The sequence below is a fragment of the Vibrio sp. A1-b2 genome, assembly GCF_021726015.1.
GTDB classification, from domain to species: Bacteria; Pseudomonadota; Gammaproteobacteria; order Enterobacterales; family Vibrionaceae; genus Vibrio; species Vibrio diazotrophicus.
Map to the genome: position 1 here is coordinate 461,611 of NZ_JAKKCI010000003.1, position 25,465 is coordinate 487,075.

General features: G+C 45.0%; 22 protein-coding genes. 5 read left to right on the forward strand and 17 right to left on the reverse strand.

What is annotated here, in order from left to right:
- Positions 1–69: 69 nt before the first annotated feature.
- From L3V23_RS09635 to nifE, 3 genes are read right to left on the reverse strand one after another with little or no spacing between them, the layout of a single operon-like run.
- Entirely contained in the window at positions 70–552 is a 483-nt protein-coding gene (locus L3V23_RS09635) for a NifB/NifX family molybdenum-iron cluster-binding protein (RefSeq protein ID WP_102965086.1), read from the reverse strand.
- On the reverse strand, positions 549–1,955 hold the full coding sequence (gene nifN / locus L3V23_RS09640) for a nitrogenase iron-molybdenum cofactor biosynthesis protein NifN (protein ID WP_102965085.1): 1,407 nt from the start codon (positions 1,953–1,955) through the stop codon (positions 549–551). Before nifN ends, L3V23_RS09635 begins: the two co-directional genes overlap by 4 nt.
- A 10-nt stretch (positions 1,956–1,965) precedes the next feature.
- Positions 1,966–3,411: a nitrogenase iron-molybdenum cofactor biosynthesis protein NifE gene (gene nifE / locus L3V23_RS09645; protein WP_102965084.1), complete on the reverse strand. Its 1,446-nt coding sequence runs from the start codon at positions 3,409–3,411 to the stop codon at positions 1,966–1,968.
- A gap of 246 nt (positions 3,412–3,657) precedes the next feature.
- Here nifE and L3V23_RS09650 point away from each other — a divergent pair, with 246 nt between their 5' ends.
- Complete coding sequence (locus tag L3V23_RS09650) at positions 3,658–3,897, forward strand: hypothetical protein (protein WP_102965083.1); 240 nt, start codon at positions 3,658–3,660, stop codon at positions 3,895–3,897.
- Between the two features lie 130 nt (positions 3,898–4,027).
- Here L3V23_RS09650 and L3V23_RS09655 read toward each other — a convergent pair whose 3' ends face one another.
- The 13 genes from L3V23_RS09655 to L3V23_RS09715 form a co-directional block, all read right to left on the reverse strand.
- Complete coding sequence (locus L3V23_RS09655; protein WP_102965082.1) at positions 4,028–4,342, reverse strand: hypothetical protein; 315 nt, start codon at positions 4,340–4,342, stop codon at positions 4,028–4,030.
- A complete protein-coding gene (locus L3V23_RS09660; protein ID WP_237292267.1) occupies positions 4,335–5,045 on the reverse strand; it encodes a NifB/NifX family molybdenum-iron cluster-binding protein in 711 nt (236 codons plus the stop codon). Before L3V23_RS09660 ends, L3V23_RS09655 begins: the two co-directional genes overlap by 8 nt.
- Positions 5,046–5,059: 14 nt before the next feature.
- Positions 5,060–5,281 (reverse strand): putative nitrogen fixation protein NifT, encoded by a 222-nt coding sequence (gene nifT / locus L3V23_RS09665; protein ID WP_102939849.1) that lies wholly within the window; start codon positions 5,279–5,281, stop codon positions 5,060–5,062.
- Positions 5,282–5,344: 63 nt separating this feature from the next.
- A complete protein-coding gene (nifK, locus tag L3V23_RS09670) occupies positions 5,345–6,916 on the reverse strand; it encodes a nitrogenase molybdenum-iron protein subunit beta (protein ID WP_102965081.1) in 1,572 nt (523 codons plus the stop codon).
- Between the two features lie 77 nt (positions 6,917–6,993).
- A complete protein-coding gene (gene nifD, locus L3V23_RS09675) occupies positions 6,994–8,460 on the reverse strand; it encodes a nitrogenase molybdenum-iron protein alpha chain (protein WP_102965080.1) in 1,467 nt (488 codons plus the stop codon).
- A gap of 49 nt (positions 8,461–8,509) precedes the next feature.
- On the reverse strand, positions 8,510–9,388 hold the full coding sequence (gene nifH / locus L3V23_RS09680) for a nitrogenase iron protein (RefSeq protein WP_102962302.1): 879 nt from the start codon (positions 9,386–9,388) through the stop codon (positions 8,510–8,512).
- 267 nt (positions 9,389–9,655) lie between these two features.
- Complete coding sequence (locus L3V23_RS09685; RefSeq protein WP_102965079.1) at positions 9,656–11,098, reverse strand: coniferyl aldehyde dehydrogenase; 1,443 nt, start codon at positions 11,096–11,098, stop codon at positions 9,656–9,658.
- Positions 11,099–11,119: 21 nt separating this feature from the next.
- Complete coding sequence (locus L3V23_RS09690; RefSeq protein ID WP_042479512.1) at positions 11,120–11,596, reverse strand: Lrp/AsnC family transcriptional regulator; 477 nt, start codon at positions 11,594–11,596, stop codon at positions 11,120–11,122.
- A 173-nt stretch (positions 11,597–11,769) separates the two neighbouring features.
- Entirely contained in the window at positions 11,770–12,003 is a 234-nt protein-coding gene (locus L3V23_RS09695; protein WP_042479514.1) for a hypothetical protein, read from the reverse strand.
- Positions 12,004–12,210: 207 nt separating this feature from the next.
- Positions 12,211–13,701 (reverse strand): sodium/proline symporter PutP, encoded by a 1,491-nt coding sequence (gene putP, locus L3V23_RS09700; RefSeq protein ID WP_102965078.1) that lies wholly within the window; start codon positions 13,699–13,701, stop codon positions 12,211–12,213.
- A 104-nt stretch (positions 13,702–13,805) separates the two neighbouring features.
- On the reverse strand, positions 13,806–14,504 hold the full coding sequence (locus L3V23_RS09705) for a 1-pyrroline-5-carboxylate dehydrogenase (protein WP_102965077.1): 699 nt from the start codon (positions 14,502–14,504) through the stop codon (positions 13,806–13,808).
- Positions 14,505–14,528: 24 nt separating this feature from the next.
- Positions 14,529–17,648: a bifunctional proline dehydrogenase/L-glutamate gamma-semialdehyde dehydrogenase PutA gene (gene putA, locus L3V23_RS09710; RefSeq protein ID WP_237292268.1), complete on the reverse strand. Its 3,120-nt coding sequence runs from the start codon at positions 17,646–17,648 to the stop codon at positions 14,529–14,531.
- Positions 17,649–17,988: 340 nt separating this feature from the next.
- The gene (locus tag L3V23_RS09715) at positions 17,989–18,798 is read right to left on the reverse strand and encodes an AraC family transcriptional regulator (protein WP_167828586.1); all 810 of its coding nucleotides are present in this window, start codon (positions 18,796–18,798) and stop codon (positions 17,989–17,991) included.
- A 451-nt stretch (positions 18,799–19,249) separates the two neighbouring features.
- On the opposite strand from L3V23_RS09715, the gene L3V23_RS09720 reads away from it, so the two are divergent.
- Positions 19,250–20,356: a PEGA domain-containing protein gene (locus tag L3V23_RS09720; RefSeq protein WP_102953272.1), complete on the forward strand. Its 1,107-nt coding sequence runs from the start codon at positions 19,250–19,252 to the stop codon at positions 20,354–20,356.
- Positions 20,357–20,523: 167 nt separating this feature from the next.
- Positions 20,524–22,347 carry an SUMF1/EgtB/PvdO family nonheme iron enzyme gene (locus tag L3V23_RS09725; protein ID WP_237292269.1) on the forward strand — a complete coding sequence of 608 codons (1,824 nt, stop codon included), beginning with the start codon at positions 20,524–20,526 and terminating at the stop codon, positions 22,345–22,347.
- Positions 22,348–22,435: 88 nt separating this feature from the next.
- On the opposite strand, the gene pdxH is transcribed toward L3V23_RS09725, so the two are convergent.
- Positions 22,436–23,071, reverse strand: coding sequence for a pyridoxamine 5'-phosphate oxidase (pdxH, locus tag L3V23_RS09730; RefSeq protein ID WP_042479520.1), 636 nt, complete (start codon positions 23,069–23,071; stop codon positions 22,436–22,438).
- 283 nt (positions 23,072–23,354) lie between these two features.
- On the opposite strand from pdxH, the gene L3V23_RS09735 reads away from it, so the two are divergent.
- The gene (locus tag L3V23_RS09735; RefSeq protein ID WP_042479522.1) at positions 23,355–24,746 is read left to right on the forward strand and encodes an HlyD family type I secretion periplasmic adaptor subunit; all 1,392 of its coding nucleotides are present in this window, start codon (positions 23,355–23,357) and stop codon (positions 24,744–24,746) included.
- Positions 24,747–24,802: 56 nt separating this feature from the next.
- Positions 24,803–25,465, forward strand: coding sequence for a transglutaminase-like cysteine peptidase (locus L3V23_RS09740; protein WP_237292270.1), 663 nt, complete (start codon positions 24,803–24,805; stop codon positions 25,463–25,465).

A 25,465-nucleotide genomic window follows, 5' to 3' on the forward strand; every position in this document is an offset into this window, starting at 1 on the left:
ACATTCCTGTTCATGGCTTATTACATCAGCCATTGTTACGTCAGCCATTGATTTCAAATTTCAGTGCCTTTACCACTCTTCATCCATCAGTTGGGATAAACGTTGCTGACTGTTTTCAGCCGTTTGCACATCTTCACGTTGCTTCATTGCCCTAGCCAACCAGCCAGAAGGCCCTTGCTGCAACTCTTGTTGCATTTCTGACAAGAGCTGATGAATGTCGTACCCTTCGCGCACTTTGATTGGCTGAATGTTTTGCTCAATCAATTGCCGGATCGCGGCTGCGCCACATGCGTTACAAAACACCGCAGAACAATCCGCAAGATCATTGATTCGGCTTGGTAGTTTGTCGTGAACACGATCCGATACTGAATATTCAATGGCTTCAATCAAATGCCAGTCTTGTTCGCAGATCCCGTAGATCAACATTCCCAGAGAACTGCCAAAGTGTTGATCAACGGTCTGTCTATCATGGGTCGCAAAGGCGACTTTCACTTTGAAGCTACTGTCATCTAGGCTAGGTTCGACGTGTAATCTGCGTTTGTTTATGCTCATCGCGCCTCCTTGGAATCAAATCCAGCCATCTCGTTTTGCATGACTTCATGCGCTTCAAAGCGGTAAGCGCTGACATGAACAGGGACTTCATCTTTGTGATTACGTAATAGCAAATTGGCTAATGCAAACAGGCGCTCACGAATTCCCTCATAGCCAAACTGACGTATGTCCATGTTTCCGTACTGATCGTGACAAGGATAACCAGCACGCAAAACCGGAACTTGTGGTTCACACATCTGCGCAGCATGAGTGTTACTTATCACCGCTTTCAGATGTAAGTTATTCAGGTCAATCGCAGAGAGGTCGCCTATAACAATGTCATCGGCATCGATATCCGATAGATGAGGCGCATCAATTGTGGTGATCAGTTGAGAAATTCGACCACCAACGGAGAGAAGCAATTCAGCGTAACCTTTGGCAAGGTCGGGTTCTAGCGCAATCACATACTCTTCTCGACTGAGCAGAAAATGCGTATCTAACATTGCATCTTGCACCCGTTGTCTGGCTCGAGTCATCCAACTCGGTACATCGTGTCCACTGATGCGGGATAAGGTCATCACGAGATCATCCACCACATCCATATTCATACCCATGCCAAACGACTGATAAGGAATATCAAAACGCTGCTTTAGCCATTGGGCAAGATCAAGCAGACCATCACCCAGCACCAAAGTCATGATGCTGTCAGACATCAATTCCACTTCCATCACTGACGTACCACCAGTACTGGTTGCGTTGTATTCCGCTTCGTCCAAATGTCCATCAAGTGACAGTGATAAATCAGGTACGACGACCGCATCAAGCCCAAACGCTTCGACATATTGCTTGATGGTTTCAATGTCAGCTGCCGTCATCCCCAACGAACAGAGCACATTGACCTGTTGACGCTGACGAGGACGCAAGGTTGGAGGCTGAACAAGCTGCTTTACCACGCTGCGAACAGCTTCGCAAAAACCGGTTTGCATTGAGCCCACAAAATCCGGCGTAGCCATTGAGACAATTCGAGAGTTAGCAAACTTAGGATGGTTATGTTTGAAATCCGCAATCACTCGAAACACATCACAGCCTTGCATCTCTGTCAGACCTGTCGTCATTACTGCAATAAGCTCTGGGCTTTGTTTTTCACACAACAGTTGCAAAGCTTCGCTGAGGTTATCATCTCCGCCCATCACCGCTGATACTTGGTCAATAGCGGTGTTTTGCAGAGGTATGGGCTCGCGCAAATGTTGAATCAAATAGACTTTGGCAAAAGCACTGCATCCTTGAGCGCCGTGCATCAACGGAATAGAACGATGAAAACCGAGTGATGCCAGAGTTGCCCCCGTTGCAGGGCTGGTTTTCAAAGGCTGAGAAACCAAAGGAGAATTCACTTTTCTTACTTTCGCATTTCTTTCAGTCACCATTTGAATCTCCTTACTTGGCATTCACAACAGCATTAGATGAGGACACGCTAGCCGATGATGTTTGCAGCGACCAAGGCGCTTCACTGCGAACTTTTGACCAAATCGGCGCTTCTAAAGTGCGACACAATTCCTGAGCAAGAGTGATCATGCCTTTATACCCCGCGTAGGCATGTTCACGCTCTTGGTTGATGTCGAGAAATGGCAGGCGCGCTTTTAACGCGGTGTACATGTTGCGGCCACCCGCAATCATGATGTCAGCGTTGTAACGATGATAGGTATCTAGAAGCAGTGATGCTCCACCTTCATCAAGCATTAGCGCCTCCTCGCCCATGATATCCATAATGCGTTTCTTATCTGACTGAGTGGATTTACGCGTACCAGTTGCAACACATTCCACGCCAAGCTCTTTTAGCGCACTAACGACCGACCAGGATTTCACCCCACCGGTATAAAGCAGTGCTTTTTTACCGTTAAGGCGTTCAACATAAGGCTTTAATGCTTCTCGAGTTTGGGCTTCTTCTCGGGCAATTAAAGCCTCCGTATCTTCGATTAAACGCTCATCTTTGATTAAACGCTCATCTTTGATTAAACGAGCAAATGAACGCAGCGCTGCCGATGTATCTTCAATGCCGTAAAAGCTGCCTTCAAACCAGGGAATATGCCACTTTTCTTCTAGTTTACGGGCAACGTTGACTTGTGCTCGGGCGCAAGCCACCATCGCCGCATCGGCGCGATGCATGGTTTGAATTTGATGAAACTGAGTGTCACCAGCTAGGCAACACAACACTCTCAAACCGAGCTGTTCAAACAACGGAGAAACATGCCAAAACTCACCGGCGATGTTGTATTCACCAATCAATACAATGTCGTGCACGTGACGTGTCGGGTCATGCTTCATCAACGGTTTCGCTGGTGGCTCTGCACTGCCGATGACCCGTTCAAACATCACATTGCCCGCAATACGGTTGCCAAGATTTTTATTGCCATAGAAGCCTGCGGCATCAACAGGGATGACAGGTATATTCCAGCGATCTTTCGCCAACTGGCATATCGCTTCAATGTCATTGCCCTCGAGAGCAGGAACACAGGTCATGTAGACAAACACGGCGGGCGGAGCGTGTTTTTCTATCAACTGTTTAATCGCATGAAGCAGTCTCTTCTCCGCGCGCCCCATAATCACGTCCTGCTCGTTCAGATCCGTGGTGAAACCATAGCGAAACAGATTTGTACCTGTTGCCCGTGTTCCTCGATTGTTCCAACTGTTACCAGCACAGCCAATCGGACCGTGGACAATATGTCCAACATCGGCAATCGGCAACAAACTGATTTGCGCACCGTCGAAAGTACAACCACCAGCCGTGGCACCCGGTTTGGGTCGACTACAGCCACTCTTGCTGCCTGAGTTATGCTCACAGGCAGGTTCATCTTGTAATTGCTTGATTTCGGACTGCTTCATGGTGCCTCCAACTGGCTACATCTGACGATGTTGTTACATTCAATCCCTGAATGTCGTATTAATCAGTGGAATTGCAATTAGAAAGCCAAAAATAACTTATTGATAAATTGAGTTTATTTAGGAGATGAAATGAACAATTGTCGTAAAACGAACAAAGTGAAATAGAAGATACGACAAAAAAGAAATGAACATGCACCTTTGGCTATGCTACCGTAAATCCGATTTTTAACTTGATGGAGATAGAGGATGAGCGGCAGTTGGGCTAACGTCTTTCCGTACTTTGCTGGAGCGTTGAAGATAATTGTATTAGGCATTGGCGGTTACTTAGCCATTAAGTGGCACTTTGACGAAGAAGCAAGGATAAGGGAAGAAGAAGGCGTTGTATTTGATAGATCAGGCTACATGAAAAAGATGGCGATGATACTAGCCTTTCTCGTCACTCTAGTGATCGTAGTGATTTATGCGACTGACTGGCTGCTCTACTAACGGGCTCTATTGCTAACATCTATGCTTGGCAATTTCCAATCGTTCAATCAAAACGTCACCTCCTCGAACACTCGCTTGAAGAAAACAAGGTGAAGCGGACAAGGAGGTTGTGATGAAACGATCCCACACTTCATTCATCGCGAAGTGCAATCACAAGACCACTGCATGCGGCTAAATCAAAGGTCAATGAACTGCAGCCCGACAAGCTGTGCGAGACTAAATGTAGATCAAAGTGGTTCGCTTCAAGATACGCTTCACGAGTTCCCATCTCCTGCTCAAAACAAAGAGTAAACCGCAGTTCAGGATAGCTTAGTTTCAAGCTATCCAACGTTTGCTGATTGATGTCGGACTGTGCCTCAAGCTTGGCAACGATGTCCGACAATACCATCGGAGAAAGATACGCAAGCTGCATTGGTGCAGAAGCCTCTATCGCTACATCACTCATAGCTCTCCTCCAGCTCCAATTGCGCAAACTCAACGGCACTCTTTTCGAAACCAAGAATTCGTTTCACCCATGGTGGTGGATTGGTTGCAATCACTTGCGAGAGATCCTTCAACACGGCAGAAGCCTCTACAGGCGCAGTTTTCTTGATGGGATGGATATTGGCGCGAGTAACGCGCGCAGCAGCAGGCCCACCAATCGAAAGGGTAAACAGCATATGGCAATCGCGGATTCTATCCAGCATCGCAACGGCTCGCTCCTCGCCTGTTTTCTCGGTCGGCATTTCACGCACGTCAACCAGTTGATGCTGGGTTGCATTGACTTCATAAATCAGAACACGCACACACGAACCGTAATGCCCATTGACCATCTCGCCTTGGTTGGATGTCAACGCCACGCGCAGTTTTGGTCCAGAGATAGACTCTTGCAAAGAGACTTCTGGCGCTGAAACATCACTGATGTCTGGATTACAAAGCACATGCAAAGCGTTAGAAACGTCTTTGCGAGTTGGTCCTGAACCTAATGAACCAACCATTAAACGAAAAACTTTCGGAGACAAACCGACTAACTTGGTTTCGGTCAGAGGCTCACCAAGGTGCTGAATCAACAGCCCTAATAGCGAGCGCAGTTCGATATTGGGCAACGACTTAGACGCTAAAGCAATGCGTATCGCCGCTTGGTCGGAAATGGTATTGTCCATCATCATATCGTCCTCCTAAATCACGCTGCTTGTAGTCGTCTGGCTTTTACCGTGATTGGCAACTTAGGTTTTGTTGCCATTGGGTCAATGTGATAGATCGCCCCGTTGGCTAAACGCACTTCGCCACCCCATTTGCTGTCGCTATCAAACTCAAAGTAAGTGATCACTTCTTCTAAGTCTTTCTTTGGTAAGTAAAGTGAAAGCGCACCATTTTCGTTGTACTGAATCATTACATTCGCCATAACCTTTTCCTCTGTTAGGCTGATAAAGAAAAGGCCGACAGAACACTCCGTCGGCCATTGTCACTAGCGAACCAAGTCAAAACCAAGGTCAGTTTTGCCTAAGTCGCTTGTTTCACGATCCAGCTTCGCCAGAACCTCATTCACCAAAGTGGTTAAGATGGTCATTGCACCTTCGTAGCCGAGAGTAGACTGGCGATGAAGATGATGGCGGTCGAAAATTGGGAAACCGATACGAACCAAAGGAACTTCAAACTCAGGACCTTTCGCTTTGGTATCACGTTCGATGAACTTGCCGTATGAGTTACCAATCAATAGATCCGGTTTGTCAGTAAACATCAGAGAACGTAAGTGCCATAAGTCTTTACCCATGAACACTTCTGCGTTTTGACCATATGGCGTTTCAGCAAGCTGAGCTTCCATTTGTTTGCGCCAACGCTTCGCACCGTTGTTACAAAGCACATGCTTAATTTCGCAACCAAGCTCGGTTAGGAACTTACACATACCCAATAGGTAGTCAGGATCACCGTACAGTGAAACTGTCACGCCGTGCAGCCAAGTGTGGGAGTCAGTCATCATATCCACAAGACGACCACGCTCTTTGGTGATTGACTCAGGAATAGGTTTGCCTGTGACTTCAGATACTTTCATGATGAAATTATCTGTCCACTCCAATCCCATAGGGATATTCAGTGCTGGCACGTCTTGTTTCCAAGTACCTTCAATGAATTTCTTGGTTTTCACAAGTTGATCAGGTTGAAGTAAGAAAGTGGCTTTAGAATTCGGTGCATCTTTAACTTCTTCGATTGGCGTACCGCCTGAATACATACGGTATTCACCGTCTGCTGGGGTATCCAATACTTCTGATGGGTCACAAAGGAAAGAGTATTCCACCTGCATTTCGTCCAACATACGACGAATGACGCGGTAGTTGCCAAGATAGGTTTCGAACCCCGGAACAATGTTAATTTTGCCATTGCTTCCAGTCACTTTGCCTTCCATTCCATTGATAGTGAAATAGCGCAGAATGCCTTCGAACATGTTATCCCAGCCAGTCACATGGCTACCCACAAACGAAGGAGTGTGCGCGAATGGAACCGGTAAATCCGCTGGAATATGTTCATTGTGTTTGGCGTTATTGATGAAGGCGTTTAAGTCGTCACCGATAACTTCCGCCATACAGGTGGTAGAGACTGCTATCATTTCAGGTTTGTACAAGGCGTAGGCATTTTTAAGTCCGTCAAACATGTTCTCCTGACCACCAAACACCGCAGCGTCTTCTGTCATTGAGTCAGAAACACACGCAATTGGCTCTTTAAAGTGGCGGTTGAAATAAGAACGGAAGTAAGCCACACAACCTTGTGAACCGTGCACGTAAGGGAGTGTTTTTTCGAAACCGAGAGAACACAAAACGCTACCGAGTGGCTGACACGCTTTCGCTGGGTCAATCGTAATGTGCTTACGGGCAAAGTTAATCTCTTGGTATTCTTTCGTTGTTGTCCATTCAAAGGTTTCGCGAACCTTCTTAGCATCAACGGCATTTTCAAAAGTTGCGCGCTTGTTGGCCATCAACTCTTGATACTCTGGTTGCTGAAATAGCGCATAACCAGTTTTAATGTCTTCAACTTTTTGAGTCATGAGTATTCTCCTACCGTGCCACTAATCTGTGAACGCCGGCTCGGGTTACATTAATTGGAAATCCTTTCCAACTCACTTTAAGCAGATTTAGCTAACGCTTCGTCTGATGCTTCTTCCAACCAAGGTGCTTTCATGCTCTTCCAGCATGGGTTGTTCAGCGTTAAATCCATGTCGCGAGCGAAGATAGCGAAACCATCGACACCGTGATAAGGACCGGAATAATCCCAGCTGTGCATTTGGCGGAATGGATAGCCCATTTTCTGGAAGACATATTTCTCTTTCACACCAGAACCGATTAAATCTGGGTTCAAGCGTTTAACGAACTCTTCCAACTCATAGGCACTGGCATCATCGAATAGCAAGGTTGAATCTTTGACATCTGGCGTGGTTTTCACGTAGTCATCGTTATGAGCAAACTCATAACCCGCACCGACGATTTCCATACCCAAATCTTCGTACGCACCAATGATGTGACGAGGACGCAAACCACCGACATAAAGCATCACCGTCTTGCCTTCTAGGCGTGGGCGATATTTATCAATCACCGCTTGCCATTGCTGACGATATTTCGCGATCACTTCTTCAGTCTGATGCTTAATTTTGTCGTCAAAGAATGCGGCAATTTTACGCATAGACTCTTCGATCTTGGTTGGACCGAATAGGTTGTACTCCACCCAAGGAATGCCGTTTTTCTCTTCCATGTAACGCACGATGTAATTCATTGAGCGATAACAGTGAACAAGGTTTAACGCCACTTTAGGTGTGTTTTTCATCTCAGGTAATGTGCCGTCGCCTGACCATTGAGCCACAACGCGCAGCCCCATATCTTCGAGGATGATGCGAGAAGACCAAGCATCGCCACCGATGTTGTAGTCACCGATGATTGCAACATCGTAAGGTGTTGATTCAATAGTGCTCTCTTGTGCGGCATCCAACACATAGTCGCGAATAGTATCGTTCGCGATGTGGTGACCCAACGATTGAGATACGCCGCGGAAACCTTCACAACGTACAGGCACAATGGTTTTGCCCGTTTCAGCACTCTTTGTTTTCGCTACCGCTTCAATGTCATCACCAATCAGACCCACCGGACACTCTGATTGAATCGAGATGCCTTTCGATAGCGGGAACAATGACTCAATCTCATCAATAGCGGCAGAGAGTTTTTTGTCGCCACCGAATACGATGTCACGCTCTTGGAAGTCAGTGGTAAAGTTCAACGTACCAAAAGAGTCAACACCCGTTGTACCTGAGTAGTAGTTACGACGACCCGCACGAGAGTACTGACCACAGCCGATAGGACCGTGAGAAATGTGAATCATATCTTTCACAGGTCCCCACACTACCCCTTTTGAACCTGCATACGCACAACCACGAACCGTCATCACACCTGGCAGTGTTTTGCGGTTTGACGTGATACAAGTGCCTTCAGCAGAGCTATCACTGATCGCAATATGCTTCTTGCGATCTTCACGCGCTTTCTCAGGATAGACATCCAAAACTTCATCTATCAGCGCCTGTTTTTGTTCTTTGTTCATAGACATAAGTGAATCCTCATTGTCTTTAACCAAATAAGAAGAATCAGTGCTTAACTTACGCTGTTAGCTCTGCCGCTGTTTTACCTATGATGGTTTCGTCTTCTTCTTCAAGAATGCCGAATTCCATCAACAATTCTTCCAGCTCATCCATGGTGACTGGCGTTGGAATCACAAACATTTGGTTGTTGATGATCTTGCTTGCTAGAGCACGATACTCGTCCGCTTGTTTACACGTTGGGTCATATTCGATAACCGTCATACGACGGATTTCTGCACGTTGTACGATGTTGTCACGAGGAACAAAGTGAATCATCTGCGTACCGATTTTGTCAGCCAGCGCCATGATGAGTTCATCTTCACGGTCTGTGTTACGAGAGTTACAAATCAGCCCCGCTAGACGCACACTACCTGTCGCCGCATATTTGCAGATACCTTTAGAGATGTTGTTTGCAGCGTACATTGCCATCATCTCGCCAGAACATACGATGTAGATTTCTTGCGCTTTGTTTTCACGAATTGGCATCGCGAAACCACCACACACAACGTCACCCAATACGTCGTAGAAAACGAAATCTAAGTCTTCTTCATACGCGCCCTCTTCCTCGAGGAAGTTGATTGCTGTGATAACACCGCGACCTGCACAACCTACGCCTGGCTCTGGACCGCCTGATTCAACACAACGAACATCGCCATAACCGACTTTCAATACATCTTCTAATTCGATGTCTTCAACCGTACCGGCTTCCGCTGCCATTTCCATGATGGTGTTTTGTGCTTTTGAGTGCAGGATGAGACGAGTTGAGTCCGCTTTAGGGTCACAACCGATAATCATTACTTTCTTACCCGCTTCAGCCAACGCTGCCACTAAGTTCTGAGTGGTAGTGGACTTGCCGATGCCGCCTTTTCCGTAAATTGCACATTGACGAATTGCCATGGTCTATCTCCTTGTTAAATTAGACTCACGGTCGTTATTGCGATATTTGTACCATCAGAAAATCAGCTATTTTTCATGCAGTTAGTTCTTGGTGTGAGAAGCGACAATCAAACATTGTCTGCTTTGCAACAAGCCTTTGTCGGCTGATTGTAGGAGGGGTTAATGGTGAGAATGATTGGTTAGCGAAGTGGCTATCGAGAGTCGATTAAAATGAAAAAGGCGCATAAGCGCCTTTATAAATGAGGTAGTTAGAACTAGAGCGTAAAACTAGCGAATTAAGAAACGATTAAGCAGATACAGAATCGATTTACGATTGCTCAATATCCATGAACTGCGTGGTAACTTACTCCACGAACGCACCACCGTTTTAGCATGGGTAAAGGTCTTGAAGCCTTCAATGCCGTGATAGTGCCCCATACCTGAATCACCGATACCACCAAATGGCGCAGAATCAGCAGCAACATGCATCAAAGTATCATTAATACACACTCCGCCACTGTGCGTGTGCTTGAGAACATATTCAGCAATATCGTTATCATCAGTCATGAGATAGAGCGCTAACGGACGAGCGTGGGAGTTCACTCTCTCAATTGCCTCTTCAATGGTTTTATAACCAATCACAGGCAAAATTGGGCCGAAGATTTCATTTTGCATTAGCCACATATCGTCAGTGACATTCGTGACTAGACTTGGCGCCATCTGCGTTGCTTTCAGTTCAACCGACTGCTTTACAGTGTAAATCTGCGCGCCTTTCTGTTTGGCATCTTCAAGATAGCTTTGCAGACGTTCTAACTGCGCTTGATTGATGATACCCGCACAATCCAATACACCATGTTTGTTGATAAAACGTTTAGCAAAACGCTTCAAATACAACTCAACAAACTGCTCAACCTTGTCGGCGGGCAACATCACGTAATCTGGTGCAATACATATCTGCCCAGAGTTAATCGCTTTGCCTTGCATGATGTTGTCAATACTACGAACCAAGTCTGCATCCGGTGCGACAATTGTCGGCGATTTACCACCCAGTTCCAGAGTGACAGGCGTTAAATTTTTTGCCGCCGATTGTGCGACGATTTTGCCCACCGGAGTTGAGCCAGTGAAAAGCAGATGATCGAAAGGCAAAGAGCTGAATGCTGTTGCTATGGTTAAGTCCCCTTCCACACACACCGCAATATCACCCAAAGAACTGATGATTCTCGTCAGCACCTTGTTGGTTGCAGGCGTGTATTCACTGAACTTAATCATCGCTTGGTTACCTGCCGCGATAGCAGTAACAAGCGGAGACAAGCTCAGCATTGCAGGAAAGTTCCAAGGAACCACGATTCCGACTACACCTAAGGGTTGATAGTGCACTTGCACTTTCGAAGGCAAAACCAATAACCCCGCATGACGGCGCGATGGTTTCATCCACTTTTTAAGATTCTTTTGGGTGTACTTAATCTGGTTGATAACAGGCAGTACATCACAGAAGGTGCTGTCAAAATGCGGACGGAAACCGAAGTCTTCACTGAGCGCTTCCACGAGCGCTTTTTTCTCTTTTAACAGTGCAGATTTCAACGCTGAAAGGCGTTGTAGTCTCTGATCGAAACTGGGTGACGGGTCATTAGCGTATTGAAGGCGAAGACGGCTGTATTGCGCATGCAGTACTTCTAGCTCAGTCACTTGTAATTTTTGCCACTGAGCTTCTACAGCGGATACTCGATTCATATTATCTCCTACCAGACAACGTTATAACGTGGAAAGAAGTTCTGGGTTAATGCCAAAGCTTGTCTTGTGTTCTTCAATCACAAACTCACTTCTTGTCTGAATCACGCCCGGCAGTGTACCTAATCGTCCGGACATAAACGCTTGGTACGCTTTCATGTCTTTGACGCGAACTTTAATCATGGTATCGAAGTCCCCCGACAAAGAATAGCAAGATTCAATCTCTGGAATATCTTCCACTGCGCGAGCAAAGCGTTCAAAAATAGAGAAGCAGGTTTGGTCTAAACGAATATGAATAAATACCTGTACATCCAAGCCTAATTTTTCTGGATTTAACTCAGCGTGGTAGCCTTTGATGTAGCCTTCTTTTTCTAGTCGCTTAACTCGGTCAGAACAAGGCGATGTAGTAAGGTTCACTAACTTCGCCAGTTCAACCACTGGCAGTCTGCCTTTAGTATGTAATATGCGCAGGATTTGTTGATCCACACGGTCTAGATTCATAGCTCAATACTTTTTCAAGAGTCATTGCGCCATACAATACTGACTAATAAGGGCAGGATGAACCTCATCATTATGTGTTGTGAGCATAGTCACAATCAAAAACAAAGGGCATCAGATGATGCCCTTTATTGAGAAGAAAATTCTTAGTTTCATTTGTAGTCTGTGATAGAAGGCTAAACCTTAACGGTATTGGAACCTGAGTATTTGTTACTTGTCACTACCAGCTTATGATTGCATTCACGGCAGAACATTTGTTGTTCCATCGGGTAGTAATGTTCGCCGTTAAAAAGCTTTGAAAGAAAAGCATGTACAGCTTGCCAACCAGATTCCGATTCCGTAGAACAACGTCTCATAACAACTTTATGCTGTGTGGTTTTACGGCAACAGTTACAAAACGCTTCTGGCATAACGGGATCCTCTCTAATTGGCTAAAATGAAAACTCGACGTTTATTTAATCACTTTCGAGCAAACACTCAAACATTTCATTTAAATGTGTGATAAGGATCTAAAACATCCTACATACACTCTAAGTAAATTCTGCTAGCAAACGGTTTTAACATAGACAAAAAAACCCCACAGCGTGGGGTTTTCAGAGAAACAGTGAACTTTTAACCTAGTCTAGGTCAATCAATTGCTTCTTGTATGTTTGATGCTGAGATTTCACCGCTTGTTCAGGTTCACCTGTCAGTAGGCTTACTGCCACAATCGCGATTGTAGATAGGATGATTCCCGGTACGATTTCGTACACGTCATACCAACCGCCAGACAGCTGTTTCCACACTACGATAGTGACACCACCAACGATGATACCAGCCAGAGCGCCATTGCGGTTCATGCGAGACCAGTACAGACTCAGTACTAGCGCAGGACCAAATGCCGCGCCGAAACCAGCCCAAGCGTAAGAAACTAAACCTAATACAGAGCTATCTGGAGTCATTGCCAAGATAAGTGCAATAACAGATAGGATGATTACCGCTAGGCGACCTACTCGCACAATCTCTTCTGAGCTTGCGTCAGTCTTGAAGACTTGTTTGTAGAAGTCTTCAGCCAGAGCAGAAGAAGAAACCAGTAACTGAGAGTCCGCTGTACTCATGATTGCTGCAAGAATTGCCGCTAGAAGAATACCAGCGATAACCGGGTGGAACATCGCGTTCACTAATAGCATGAAGATTTTCTCACCGTCTTCAAGCTGCATGGTCCCGTGGTTCGTTACGTATACCAAACCAACGAAGCCTACTAACAATGCGCCAAACATTGACAGACCTGTCCACAAAACAGCGATACGGCGTGCAGTGGTTAGATCTTTGTTTGAACGTGAAGCTTTGAAACGAGCCAAAATATGTGGCTGACCAAAGTAACCCAGACCCCATGCAACTAGAGAAATGATCGCGATAGCAGACAGTGGTTTGCCGTCAATACCATTCCAAAGAGTAAGAAGTTCAGGGTTAATTGCCGTTAGCTCTGCATCCAGCTTACCGAAACCACCGTCAAGAGCAGCGAAAGGCACGATAAGAAGCGCCGCTGCCATTAGAAGACCTTGCACTAAGTCAGTCCAAGATACCGCTAAGAAGCCACCAAATAGTGTGTAAGAAACCACACAGATTGTTCCGATAACTACCGCGATGGTGTAATCAATACCAAATACAGTTTCAAACAATTTACCACCAGCCACTAGGCCTGAACTGGTATAGAAAAGGAAGAATAGAAGGATAAAGAAAGCTGAAATTGTTTGAATTAGCTTAGATTTGTCATTAAAGCGACGCGATAAGAATTCAGGCAGTGTAAGTGCATCTGTCGTTACGCTGTATGTACGTAGACGTTTTGCAACTAATAGCCAGTTTGCCCAAGTACCGACTAACAGGCCACCAGCTAACCAGAAAGCTTCAAAACCCGCTGCGTATGCATAGCCAGGTAGGCCAAGTAACAACCATCCGCTCATATCAGATGCACCCGCAGAAAGCGCTGCAGGCCATGGACCTAAAGATCGGCCACCGAGGAAATAATCCGATGAACTTTTCGTTCGCTGATATGCGTAAACACCAATCGCCAACATCAGAATGAGGTAGACGATAAAGGTGGTCGTAATAGCAAAGCTATTTTCCATTGTGTAAGTCCTCTAAATATAAAATATCTTCCATGCCCCCTCCCTCAAAGAGAGGGGGAGAGATAAAAGATCTAAGGTCTGAAGATCTTTTAAGGCCATCAGACCTAGTGAGATTCGCTTCCAAGCTCTAGCAAGGTCGCGTTACCACCCACTGCCGTAATATTAATTGTACGAGTACGTTCGGTAATAAAGCGCAGTGATAAGTGTGGATCGTGTGCCACAGGAAGGGCATCCAAATCCGTTTCTGATACTAAGCTAACGATAGCACCTGTGCGTTTTGCCAGTTCGCGGTTAAGACGACGCTCAACCGACGTTTTACCAACATAGCCCACAGCGCGAACATCCGATTCCATCAACTGGTGATGCGCGTCAAACGTCGCAAATTGCAATACGTTCGCAGGTAGAGTTGACTGCTCGAAAGCAGACTTTAGTGCTGAAAACAATTCAGCATCATCACTGCAATAAACTGCGCTGTTACCCGCAACTAATGCAGCTGTTAACTGAGCAATAACGGCTTTTTTCGCAGCAGCACTATCATCATCTTGAATGATCAGTGCAACACCACGACCCGCCGTATACAGCTCGTTAGTTTCTCCGGTAGGACCAACCAGTTGGTGCGTATGCGCCAGCAAGGTCGCTGCCTGTTGAAGATGGTAAGAAATCACTTTCGCAAGTTGCGGAGAAGAGCTTTCTAAATTTGATTTCAATGAAAGTAAACACTCACATTTAGAATCAAAACTTGTTAAATTCCAGTTTTCCCAAGCCGAAAAAGCGTCAGAAAAACGAGTTACTTGATGAACCATGTTTGGTCTCCTTCGCTTAGTCGATTAACGGTATTGAACCTGAGAAAAACGGTATAAATAGTGTGGACCACCAGCTTTCGGGCCAGTACCCGATAGCCCTTGACCACCAAACGGCTGAACACCAACCACAGCACCAACTTGGTCGCGGTTGATGTAGCAGTTACCAACACGTGCATGTTTTTCAATCCAGCGATAGGTCGTTTCGTTGCGGCTATGAATACCCATAGTCAGACCAAAACCTGTCTGGTTAATTTGATTCACCACATCCGCCAGTTCACTCGCTTTGAAGCGAACAATGTGCAGTACCGGACCAAATTTTTCTTCCGTCAGACATGAAATATCTGCAATCTCAAACGCTGTCGGTGCAACAAAATCACCGTGTTGGCAATCTTCACCCAGACTAAGCTCAGCAACTTTCTTCTGCGTCTTCGTCATGTGGTCAATATGCTCAAGCAGTGTTTGTTTTGCTTTCGCATCAATCACAGGGCCGACATCAGTAGTATGCAAATAAGGAAGACCAATCGACAGCTCTTGCATTGCACCTTGGATAAGCGTGGTAATGCGGTCGGCAATATCTTGCTGAACGAAAAGAACACGTAGCGCTGAACAGCGTTGACCCGCAGAAGCAAACGCTGAACGAAGAACGTCACGAACCACTTGCTCAGGTAGCGCTGTACTGTCTACGATCATTGCGTTCTGACCACCGGTTTCCGCGATAAACGGAACAGGATCGGCATCGCGCTCAGCCAGTGTTTGGTTAATACGTTGCGCTGTTGCGGTAGAGCCCGTAAACGCCACGCCCGCGATACTTGGGTGAGAAGTAAGCGCACTACCAATTTCTGAACCTTTACCCGGAAGTAGTTGAATAACTCCAGCAGGGAAACCTGCTTCAAGCATCAATTCAACCGCGCGAACAGCGATTAAACTGGTTTGCTCTGCTGGTTTTGCAACCACAGTGTTACCAGCAACTAGTGCAGCAGAGATCTGACCTAGGAAAATTGCCAGAGGGAAGTTCCAAGGGCTGATACAAACGAATACACCACGACCTTCACGTTGTACCGTACGCTTCTCTCCATCAAAGCCATCCACTGTGAATTCGCCTAAGCAATCCACTTGTTTGGCGTAGTAACGACAGAAATCAACCGCTTCACGAACTTCATCAATGCTGTCATGAATGGTTTTACCCGCTTCGTGATGACAGATTGCGACTAACTCAGCCAGATTCGCTTCCAATAGATCCGCAAGCTTCTCTAACTTTTCGCTACGAACAGATGCAGGCTCTTGGTTCCAGCTCGCAAATGCAGCTTGCGCAGATTCGATCGCTTCGGAAACATGATCATGGGAAGCAAAGTACGCTTGACCCACTTCGATACGACGATCATACGGTGCTGTGACCACTACAGGTTTAACACCATCCTTGATCATGCTTTCGATCTTTGAGCTGCCATTGATGATTGGCGCAGCTTTCCACTGATGACCAGCAAATGACTCAACTTGCTTTTCAAATGGTTTAGCTTCGCTTTCGATATCTATGTTCACACCATAAGAATTACGGCGCTCCGAGAAGATAGCTGGCGGCAATGGAATTTGAGTATTGTTGAAGGAATCAAACTCAAGCAGCATATCGACCGGATGCTGAATCAAAGATGAAATCGGGCAGCGTGCATCAACTAAACGGTGAACAAACGAGCTGTTTGCGCCGTTCTCTAGAAGACGGCGCACAAGATAAGGCAACAGGTCTTTATGGCTGCCTACCGGAGCATAAATACGCACCGATTGCTTGTACGCTTTCATTACATGGTTATAAAGAGCGTCCCCCATGCCATGTAGACGCTGGAATTCGAAGTCTCTGTGTGTTGCCATCACAGCAATAGAAGTGACTGTTTGCGCGTTGTGGCTAGCAAACTGCGGGAACAGATTGCCACGGACAGATTCACTGAGTAGAAAACGCGCACACGCCAAATAAGAAACATCGGTAGATTCTTTACGAGTATATACAGGGTAGCCAGTGTAACCCGCTTGTTGAGACCACTTAATCTCACTATCCCAGTACGCACCTTTTACAAGACGAACAGGAATTAGGTCGCCCTGATCTTTTGCCAGCGCTGTTAACCAAGCCAGAACTGGCAGAGCACGTTTTGAGTAAGCTTGGATTACTAGACCAAACTTGCCCCAACCTTTTACAAGTTCACTGCGGTAAACTTTTTCAAACAGTTCAAGAGAAAGTTCTAAACGGTCTGCTTCTTCAGCATCAATCGTGATAGCAACATCAAGCTCAATTGCTTTCTCAAGCAATTGCATTAACGTTTGGTACAACTCACTCATTACTCGATCGCGGTTTGCCACTTCGTAACGAGGGTGTAGTGCAGAAAGTTTGATAGAAATAGACGGAGCTGGGCTGGTGTCTAAACCATATTTGTCGCGCCCTACAGCTTCAATGGCTGTTAAGTAGTCTTGGCAGTACTTTTTCGCATCAGCAGTGGTTAGCGCCGCTTCACCTAACATATCAAAGGAGTAGGTAAAACCTTTGTCGCGCATCTTACGGCCATTTTTTTGCGCTTCAGCAATGTTACGACCAAGAACAAACTGGTGACCCATGATCTTCATCGCTTGATGCATTGCTTTACGAATCACAGGCTCAGTCAACTTGTTCACTAAACGGTTAACCGCTTGGATAGGGCTGGTGCTATCTGCGTCAGAAAGACCAATCACTTTACCTGTAAACATTAAGCCCCAAGTTGAAGCGTTAACAAATACAGAATCTGAATTCTTAAGGTGCGATTTCCAGTCTGCAACACCGAGACGATCTTTAATGAAGGCGTCTGCAGTTTCCGTATCGGGAATACGCATTAGAGCTTCAGCGAGACACATCAACAAGATACCTTCTTGAGTATCTAAGCTGTATTCAAGCAGAAGCGCATCAATCATTTGAATCGACTGCTTGTCTTTACGTATAGTCTCAATCAGTTCGGTTGTTTTAACCGCTATCGCTGACTTTTCATCTTCAGTCGGCGTTGCTAGGGGTAAAAGTTCCTTTAGCCATTGGGATTCATCCACCATATAGAGTGGAGAGATCTGCGACCACAATTTGTTTAGCGGTTGCTCTACAAATTCGGCTTTCAACACATCAGTTGCTGTAAACACGCGTTTTCCTCAATCTCATACCCGTTTATCCAATACGGGCTTCCTACAATGGCAGCAGTGTATTTTGAGCGCACGAGGATTACTTGTCAAAAACTCCGAGCTTTTTGCTAAAAACTTGGTTTATTAACAAAGCGAAAACAGAATCACATCATTTACAACAAAAGAATATGCTAATTTTTTACCAGATAACGCAAATAAGTAACCTTTAATTGACTAAATCACGCTTTAAAGAAGAATAATTATCATTAATTAAGGCGAGTAATAGTGAAGATCGCTATGGACAAATGTTAGCGAACGTAGAAAAAAACAAAATTGCGGTGTGATTTCTTAATTTGGAAGCTTAGTTGCGACAGCTTTTCTTGAATTGCGAAGGTGAAATACCCTGCAAACGAGAGAAAGTATGGGTAAAGGTACTTTGGTTTGAAAACCCTGTCAGTTCTGCAATTTGACCTAGATTTAAACGACCTTGTTCTATGAGGGATTTCGCCATATCAACACGCTTACCCAACACATACTGGTGTGGTGTGATACCAAGCTGTTCTTTAAACAGGCAATGAAATTGGCTTTCTCCAAGAAATACGCTGCCCGCTAACTGCGCGACAGAAATTCGACGACTTAAATGCTGTTCGATATAGCGATCGACCGCTTCTAAGTCGAAGCGCGAGTCTTTTCTATGAGTAGAAAAGCTGGATATGTGTCTCTGCAATAGAGCTGTCACTGTATCGCTACAAGCGCGACTCAAAAGTAAGTCATCGGGAGAAGATTGCATTTCCAACACTAATAGTTGAATCAGTTTTTGAATTTGGCCATCGAGTTGGAAGTACACATCACTGCGAGAAAGATCATTTATCTTTTGCAAGGCTAAAGGGTCATCGTCAGAAGGAAGAGGCAAGTTCAAAACCAAGATATCTGACTGACCGACAATGCCGCCAAAAGCATGATCGGTTCCGGAGGTAACAACACAACCCTGCCCCGGTCCGACAACATTGCCACTGCCGCACACTTCAAACTCCGCTTGCCCCTTTAGGCCAATTACAATTTGCGTGTAGTTGTGATCATGGCAATCCATATATGCAGGCAAAGTAATTAACTGCGCCGGGCGAGGCGACAAAACTTTGGCTCTTTGCTCTGTATAGGCAGAAGTTGTCATACTTTGCTCACTCAAGACCATGTCATTTTTTGAAATTGGCTCTAATTTTATACCAAATTTCCCCTCAGTGATAATGCTGTACACTTTTCAATCACCAATAATCAACAGTGAGCATATGCGATAATTTATGGTGATGAAATGAGGGTTATTCATCTAGTCGGAACAATGATCAAGTGCACATAAATTACGGTCAATGTGTATTCAATCGAAAAACAGCGCTGTGAATCAGAAATCGGTGCTTGCATATTTTATGAATCTGCTCAAAATGGGAAATGCACATTTATAAGATTTACAAAATCAGAGACCTAGTAGCAGGTTTCAGTAAGTTTTAGTGCTTTGAAGCTAAAAAAGCTACAGAGTTTGCATTATGAGTCGGCTTATTTAAAAGCTGTCAAAAGATTGTCTTTCCCACTATTATCAGTGGTTAAATGTTAAATTGTTGCAGGGACCTATGATCAAATATCGCATCCCAGCGCTATTGCTTGCGCTAAGCCCTCTTTGGGTAACTGCATCGGTGAACGCAGAACAAGTAACACAGGCTGATCCTGTGGCGAGCATCGATGAGAAGATAAGTATCAAACAAAATGAAATTGACACGATTTCTTCAGACTATGAAGCGGAAGGTGCCAAACTTCAACAATTGAAAAATGAAGAAGAACGCCTCCAACGCGAAGCAGATGAATTAGATGCGAAGCGTAATAGAGCAAAATCAGCTCTAGATAAACAATACTCACGTCTATTGGATGATCCTGAAACTGACCTGATTACCTTCCAAAAGAAATACCAAGAAACTTGGGCTGCGGTAAAACAGAATCAGTCTGAAAAGTTAGCCAACGAACAGGCTGTGACAGAAAGCGAAATGCGTTTGTCTCAGATTAAGCAGAAACAAGCTCGCTTAAAAACTGAATTTGCCAACTTGGAAGAAAGCCGTATTGAAGCGCGCGTTAAGCGCCTTGAAGCTGAACTTCGTGAAAGCAGTGTTTTAGAAACAAGCTACAAAACCGCCTGTTCTACAACGATGACGCTTGGCGAATGTGCTAACCAAGGCAAATACCTGACTAAGCAAAAAGCTGTTAAAACGTTTCGTGCTAAGTTGCTGGACGGTGTGACTGAATCTACGCTTGTTAAGCAAAACACCAACGGTGTTGAACTCAACATTCACGTTCAAGAAAGCCAAATCATCAAGAGTGGTTTTGAAGGCAACAACGATTACACCACTCAAATGCAAGCTCAGTTACAAGCGAAACCTGAAGCAGTCGCAGCGTGTAAGTTGCTGAATGTTTCTACTCGCTACTGCCTACAAGGTGCAGCTGACGAGAGCGCAAACAAAAAGAACGATAAACAGTGGGCAAATGTCACTGTTCGTTCAGACCAATATAACGATTCTGTGACCATCAATGGTATTAACTATGGTAGTACTCCTGTAGAAATCGTTCTACCAGCGGGTCGTCATCAAGTTACTGTGTCTAAAGACGGTTTTGAAACTTACAACCGTGTTATCACTGTGAATGGCAACGATTCTATCTGGGTAAAACTAAGACCAAACAAAAACGGCTAGGCGACGGAATACAGTGATTTTTCTGTGATGATTCACAAAGCTGATAAATAAGGCTATGTTAAAACGCCATTTTGTTACCAAGTTATTGAAAGATAACTTCTGACAAAATGGCGTTTTCGTTTAGAATAGCCAAAACATTTTTTAAAACTTAACTGAAGTAGACAACAATGCGACAAGGTTTATCCGCTCTTCTAATAGCACTCTCACCTTGCTTAATGGCGACATCGACGTTGGCAGAAGGAACGCCTTCCTCTGTAATGGCCATTGATGACGCGCTGTTCAGTAAACATTCAGAGTTGCAGGATGCAAAAAAGGCAACCCAGTCCGATCAGACTGCTGTCGACAATCAACAACAAGAATTGGATCGTCTTAATCAACTGACAGTCAAACTCGATGCGAAGCTAAAAACAGCGAAAGCAAATTTGGAGCGCGACTATCTCAAAATGATAGATGAACCGGATCTTGACATAATGCCTTCGCAACAGGCGTATCAAGATGCGTGGTCTGAAGTGAAGCAGAACCAAAAGTCTCGCTTAGAAGCTGAACAAAAGCTACAAGAACTGCAAACAGCCCTGGCTCAGAAAAAATCTGCGCAAGGCGTTGTTGAGCAGAACATAGCAGGTTTAGAGCAAGACAAACTTCGCGCTCGTGTGGAACGTTTGCGTGAAGAACTAAAACGCACAGGCGAACAAAAAGTCAGCTTTACCAACACCTGTAACGCGGACATGACATTAGCTCAATGTAGCAGCCAGACAAATGAACTCGGGCTACAAAAAGCGGTTAAACAGTTCCAGAACTGGCTTGTGGACGAGACCAGCGAATCAGCTATCGTCAAACAATACCTATCTGATGTTTCTCTCAATATTCATGTTCTAAAGCACTCTGTTGTTGAATCTGGCTTCTCAGATGGCAGCAAATTCCGCACCGTGATTTCAGCCCAGCTTGATGCTCGTCCTGCTGAAAATGCACCTTGTAAGCTTCTTAACTTAGATTCCCAATACTGTTTTGCACCGGGTGAAGGTAATCAGACTGGTGAGAAGCAAAAAGAAGTAGCTTGGGTAAGCCTTTCAGTACGTTCAAATCAATATGCAGACAGAGTCATCGTTGATGGCGTTCAATATGGCAGTACGCCTGTAGAAGTGCTGATGCCCGTTGGTAAACATCACATCATCATTGAGAAAGAAGGCTATCGCTCTTTCAACAGTGAAATTGAAGTTACAGCAGACCAGACGCTACGTGCAGTCCTGAACGAATATGAAAACGTTTTGAAACCGGGTCATAAGTTTGCAGATTCATTGAAGGGCAATGCAAAAGCCCCTGAGATGATCACCATGATAAAAGGTGAATATCTGCTGGGTGATCAAGCTTCAAGACAAATTCGCCTTGATCATGCTTTCGCATTGAGTGCGACACCAATTACTGTCGGTCAGTTTGAGACATTCGTGAATCAAACCAGCTACCAAACAGATGCAGAGCTTAAAAACATCTGTATTACGGTCGACAATTCTGAAGTGACTCCTATAGCCGAAAGTTATTGGCGTAATCCAGGCTTCAAACAATCTGCTCAATCACCTGCCGTCTGTATCAGCAAAAATGATGCGGTCGCCTACACACGTTGGCTTTCTCAACAAACGGGTTTCAAATACCGTTTACCAAGTGAAGATGAGTGGGAAATTGCCGCTCGTTCAGGTAGCCAGAACGGCTACTGGTGGGGCGATAACTTTGGGTCAGGTAAAGCGAATACTGGTTGGGGTGGTACTCAGTGGTCCAATAAGAGCACGTCTCCAGTGAGAGCATTTGAACCTAACCGTCTAGGCTTCTACGACATGGTGGGTAACGTGTGGGAATGGACCAACGATGAAAGAGGCATGGCTAAAGGTGGTGCTTGGATCTTCTCACCTGAGATGGCAAAAGCAGACAAACAGCTATTTATAGGACCTTCTACTGCAGCCAACTATGTGGGTTTCCGTATCCTACGTGAGCTGGAATAAGCAATATACGAGCAACAAATGTGACAAAGGGGGAATATATTCCCCCTTTTCTTTTGCTCAAATTCTTTTAGCGAAAGTAACAAACTAATTATGGTGCTAAACGGTCAACCGTCCACGTGTCGTTTGTTTTGCTGAATAAGAAACGGTCATGTAAACGATGTTCCCCACCCTGCCAAAACTCAATGCTTTCAGGTCTGATTCGATATCCACCCCAGAAACTCGGCACTGGAATCTCACCGTTGGCGAACTTCTGTTTCAGTTCTAAATATTTACCTTCGAGAATGCCGCGAGCCGAAATGCGACTACTTTGATGGCTAGCGATAGCCGCAATTTGGCTGTCTTTTGGACGAGAAGTGAAATACTTCATATTTTCTAGTGCGCTCAGTTTTTCTGCCGTACCAGTAATATGAACTTGTCTTTCTAAAGGATGCCAAGGGAAATGGATACTGACTTTGTTGTTATGTTCAATATGCTGCGCTTTTCTGCTTCCCAAGTTGGTATAGAAAACGAAACCATTTTTATCTAAGTTCTTCAGCAGAACAATACGTTGAAAAGGCTGACCATTTTGATCAACGGTCGCAACCGTCATCGCTGTCGGGTCAGTTAATTTTGCATCAATCGCTTGTTGTAACCATAAGTTAAATTGGTCAATGGGATCGGCAAGCAAATCCTTACGTCTCAAACCACCTCGGATGTACTCACGGCGAATATCTGAAAGATCCATTTCTACTCCTCGTAATTTTTTGCCGATTGTCCTCTGAACTGTTACAGAACTCAAGCGATTCACCCGCAGATAGTAATAACGGCGAGAAATTATGAACTTAACTAAAGTTAAGAAAAACAGCTCACAGACCAAATAAGCACATTAACAATTCAACAAATCTATCGAAAAAACGAATGAATTCAAAAATTAAATGGAAATAGCTATACGCATTCCATAATTAACATTTATTCTTATAGGTAAATCAATAAGCGATTAGTTACGAACCGCAATATCAAGGAACACCATGAGCAAGAGTAGTTACAATAAGCTCTCCGCGACAGAACTCGAGTATGTCGACGACCAAACAGCCGCACTGCTTCTAAACACTCCGAGTAGTGCGAGGGTAATGCTTTGGGTGATGATCGCTTTTTTTATCGCTGCTTCCGCATGGGCATCTTGGGCCGAAATCGATCAAGTCACTCGAGGCCAAGGAAAAGTCGTTCCTTCTTCTCAAGTCCAAGTCATCCAAAACTTGGAAGGCGGTTTGGTAAAGCAGATTTTGGTTCGCGAAGGCGAACAAGTTCAAAAAGGCCAACAACTAATCCTAATTGATGACACTCGCTTCCGTTCAGATTTCCGCGAACGTGAACAACAGGTAGCCAACTTAACAGCAAACGTGCTGCAGCTCTCCGCGACACTTTCCAGTGTCACTATCGACGAAGACTTTTCTGAGAACAATTGGGAGAACAGTGTTCGTATTGATTACAACAAGCTTGCCTTCCCTCCCTTGCTCAAGGATACACAGCCTGAGCTGGTGGCTCGTCAACGTGCAGAATATCAACAAGATTTGGATAATTTGAGAAACCAAATTTCTGTAATGACACAGCAAGTTAAGCAGAAGCAGCAAGAGCTGATAGAGATTCAAGCGCGAATCAAGAACCTTCGACAAAGCTATGATTTTGCTAATAAAGAATTGGAAATCACAAAACCTTTAGCCGATGAAGGCGTGGTGCCACGTATTGAGCTGCTGAAACTGCAACGTCAGGTGAACGACACCCGTCGTGAACTCACTTCCAGCGAACTAAAAGTGCCGGTATTGAGGTCAAACATTCGCGAAGCGATGTTAAGCCGAATTGATACCGCACAGAAATTCCGTTCTCAGCAGCAACAAGAGCTTAACCAAATTCAAGATAAGCTCTCTTCGATGACAGAGTCTGCGGTGGGATTGGAAGACCGTGTAAACCGAACTGTGGTTGTTTCACCGGTTACAGGTACTGTGAAAACACTGAATGTAAATACCGTGGGCGGTGTTATCCAGCCGGGTATGGACATCGTCGAGATAGTACCGACAGAAGACACACTGCTTGTGGAAGCACAGATAGCTCCTCAGGATATCGCATTCTTACGCCCTGATTTACATGCAATTGTGAAATTCAGCGCTTACGATTTTACTAAATACGGTGGTTTAGAAGGCACTCTAGAACATATCAGCGCCGATACCACCCAAGACGAAGAAGGCAACAGTTTCTATTTGGTTCGAGTGCGTACCACTGAGACGTCGTTTGGTCACGATGAAAATCTGCCCATTATTCCGGGAATGACTGCATCGATTGACATTATTACCGGCAAACGAACAGTGATGGAGTACCTACTTGAACCGATTCTTAGAGCAAAGACAAACGCCTTGCGGGAATAATACCGAATGCTCAACCACGAACTGACCCATTTAAACAATAGTGATTGGGATACGCTATGAAGCGCTGGCTAGCTGCAACGCTTATCCTAATGACATCATCCATATCACTGGCTCTCAGTAAACAGGAGCAACAGTGGATTGATGCTGTCTCTACGACTTATGGTCAAAGAGCAGGTAAGCGCGTGGCGACTTGGCGTTCAGAAATGACCCGTTATAAAGGCTTGTCAGAAAAAGAACAATTAACTCAAGTGAACCGCTTTTTTAACCAGCTTTATTTCGTTAACGATATCCAGCTATGGGGTAAAAACGATTACTGGGCAACACCGTTGGAATTTCTCGGCAGTAATGCAGGTGACTGTGAAGACTTCACGATTGCGAAGTATTTCTCTCTGCTTGAACTTGGCGTATCGGATATCAAACTGCGCCTTGTGTACGTTAAAGCCATTGAGCTTAACCAGTTCCACATGGTTCTTGCCTACTACTCAACACCGAATGCAGAACCGTTGATTTTGGACAACATCAACGGGGAAATAAAACCCGCTTCAACTCGTAGAGACTTGTTACCTATATACAGTTTCAACGGTAAAAACTTGTGGCTAATGAAATCTAAGAACGGTCAGCTTGCTGGCGACTCTTCACGTCTTAGCCTTTGGAATGATTTACGCGCTCGAGAGCGCTCTCTTAAACTGAATAAACCACTAATCAGTTACGATGAGTAG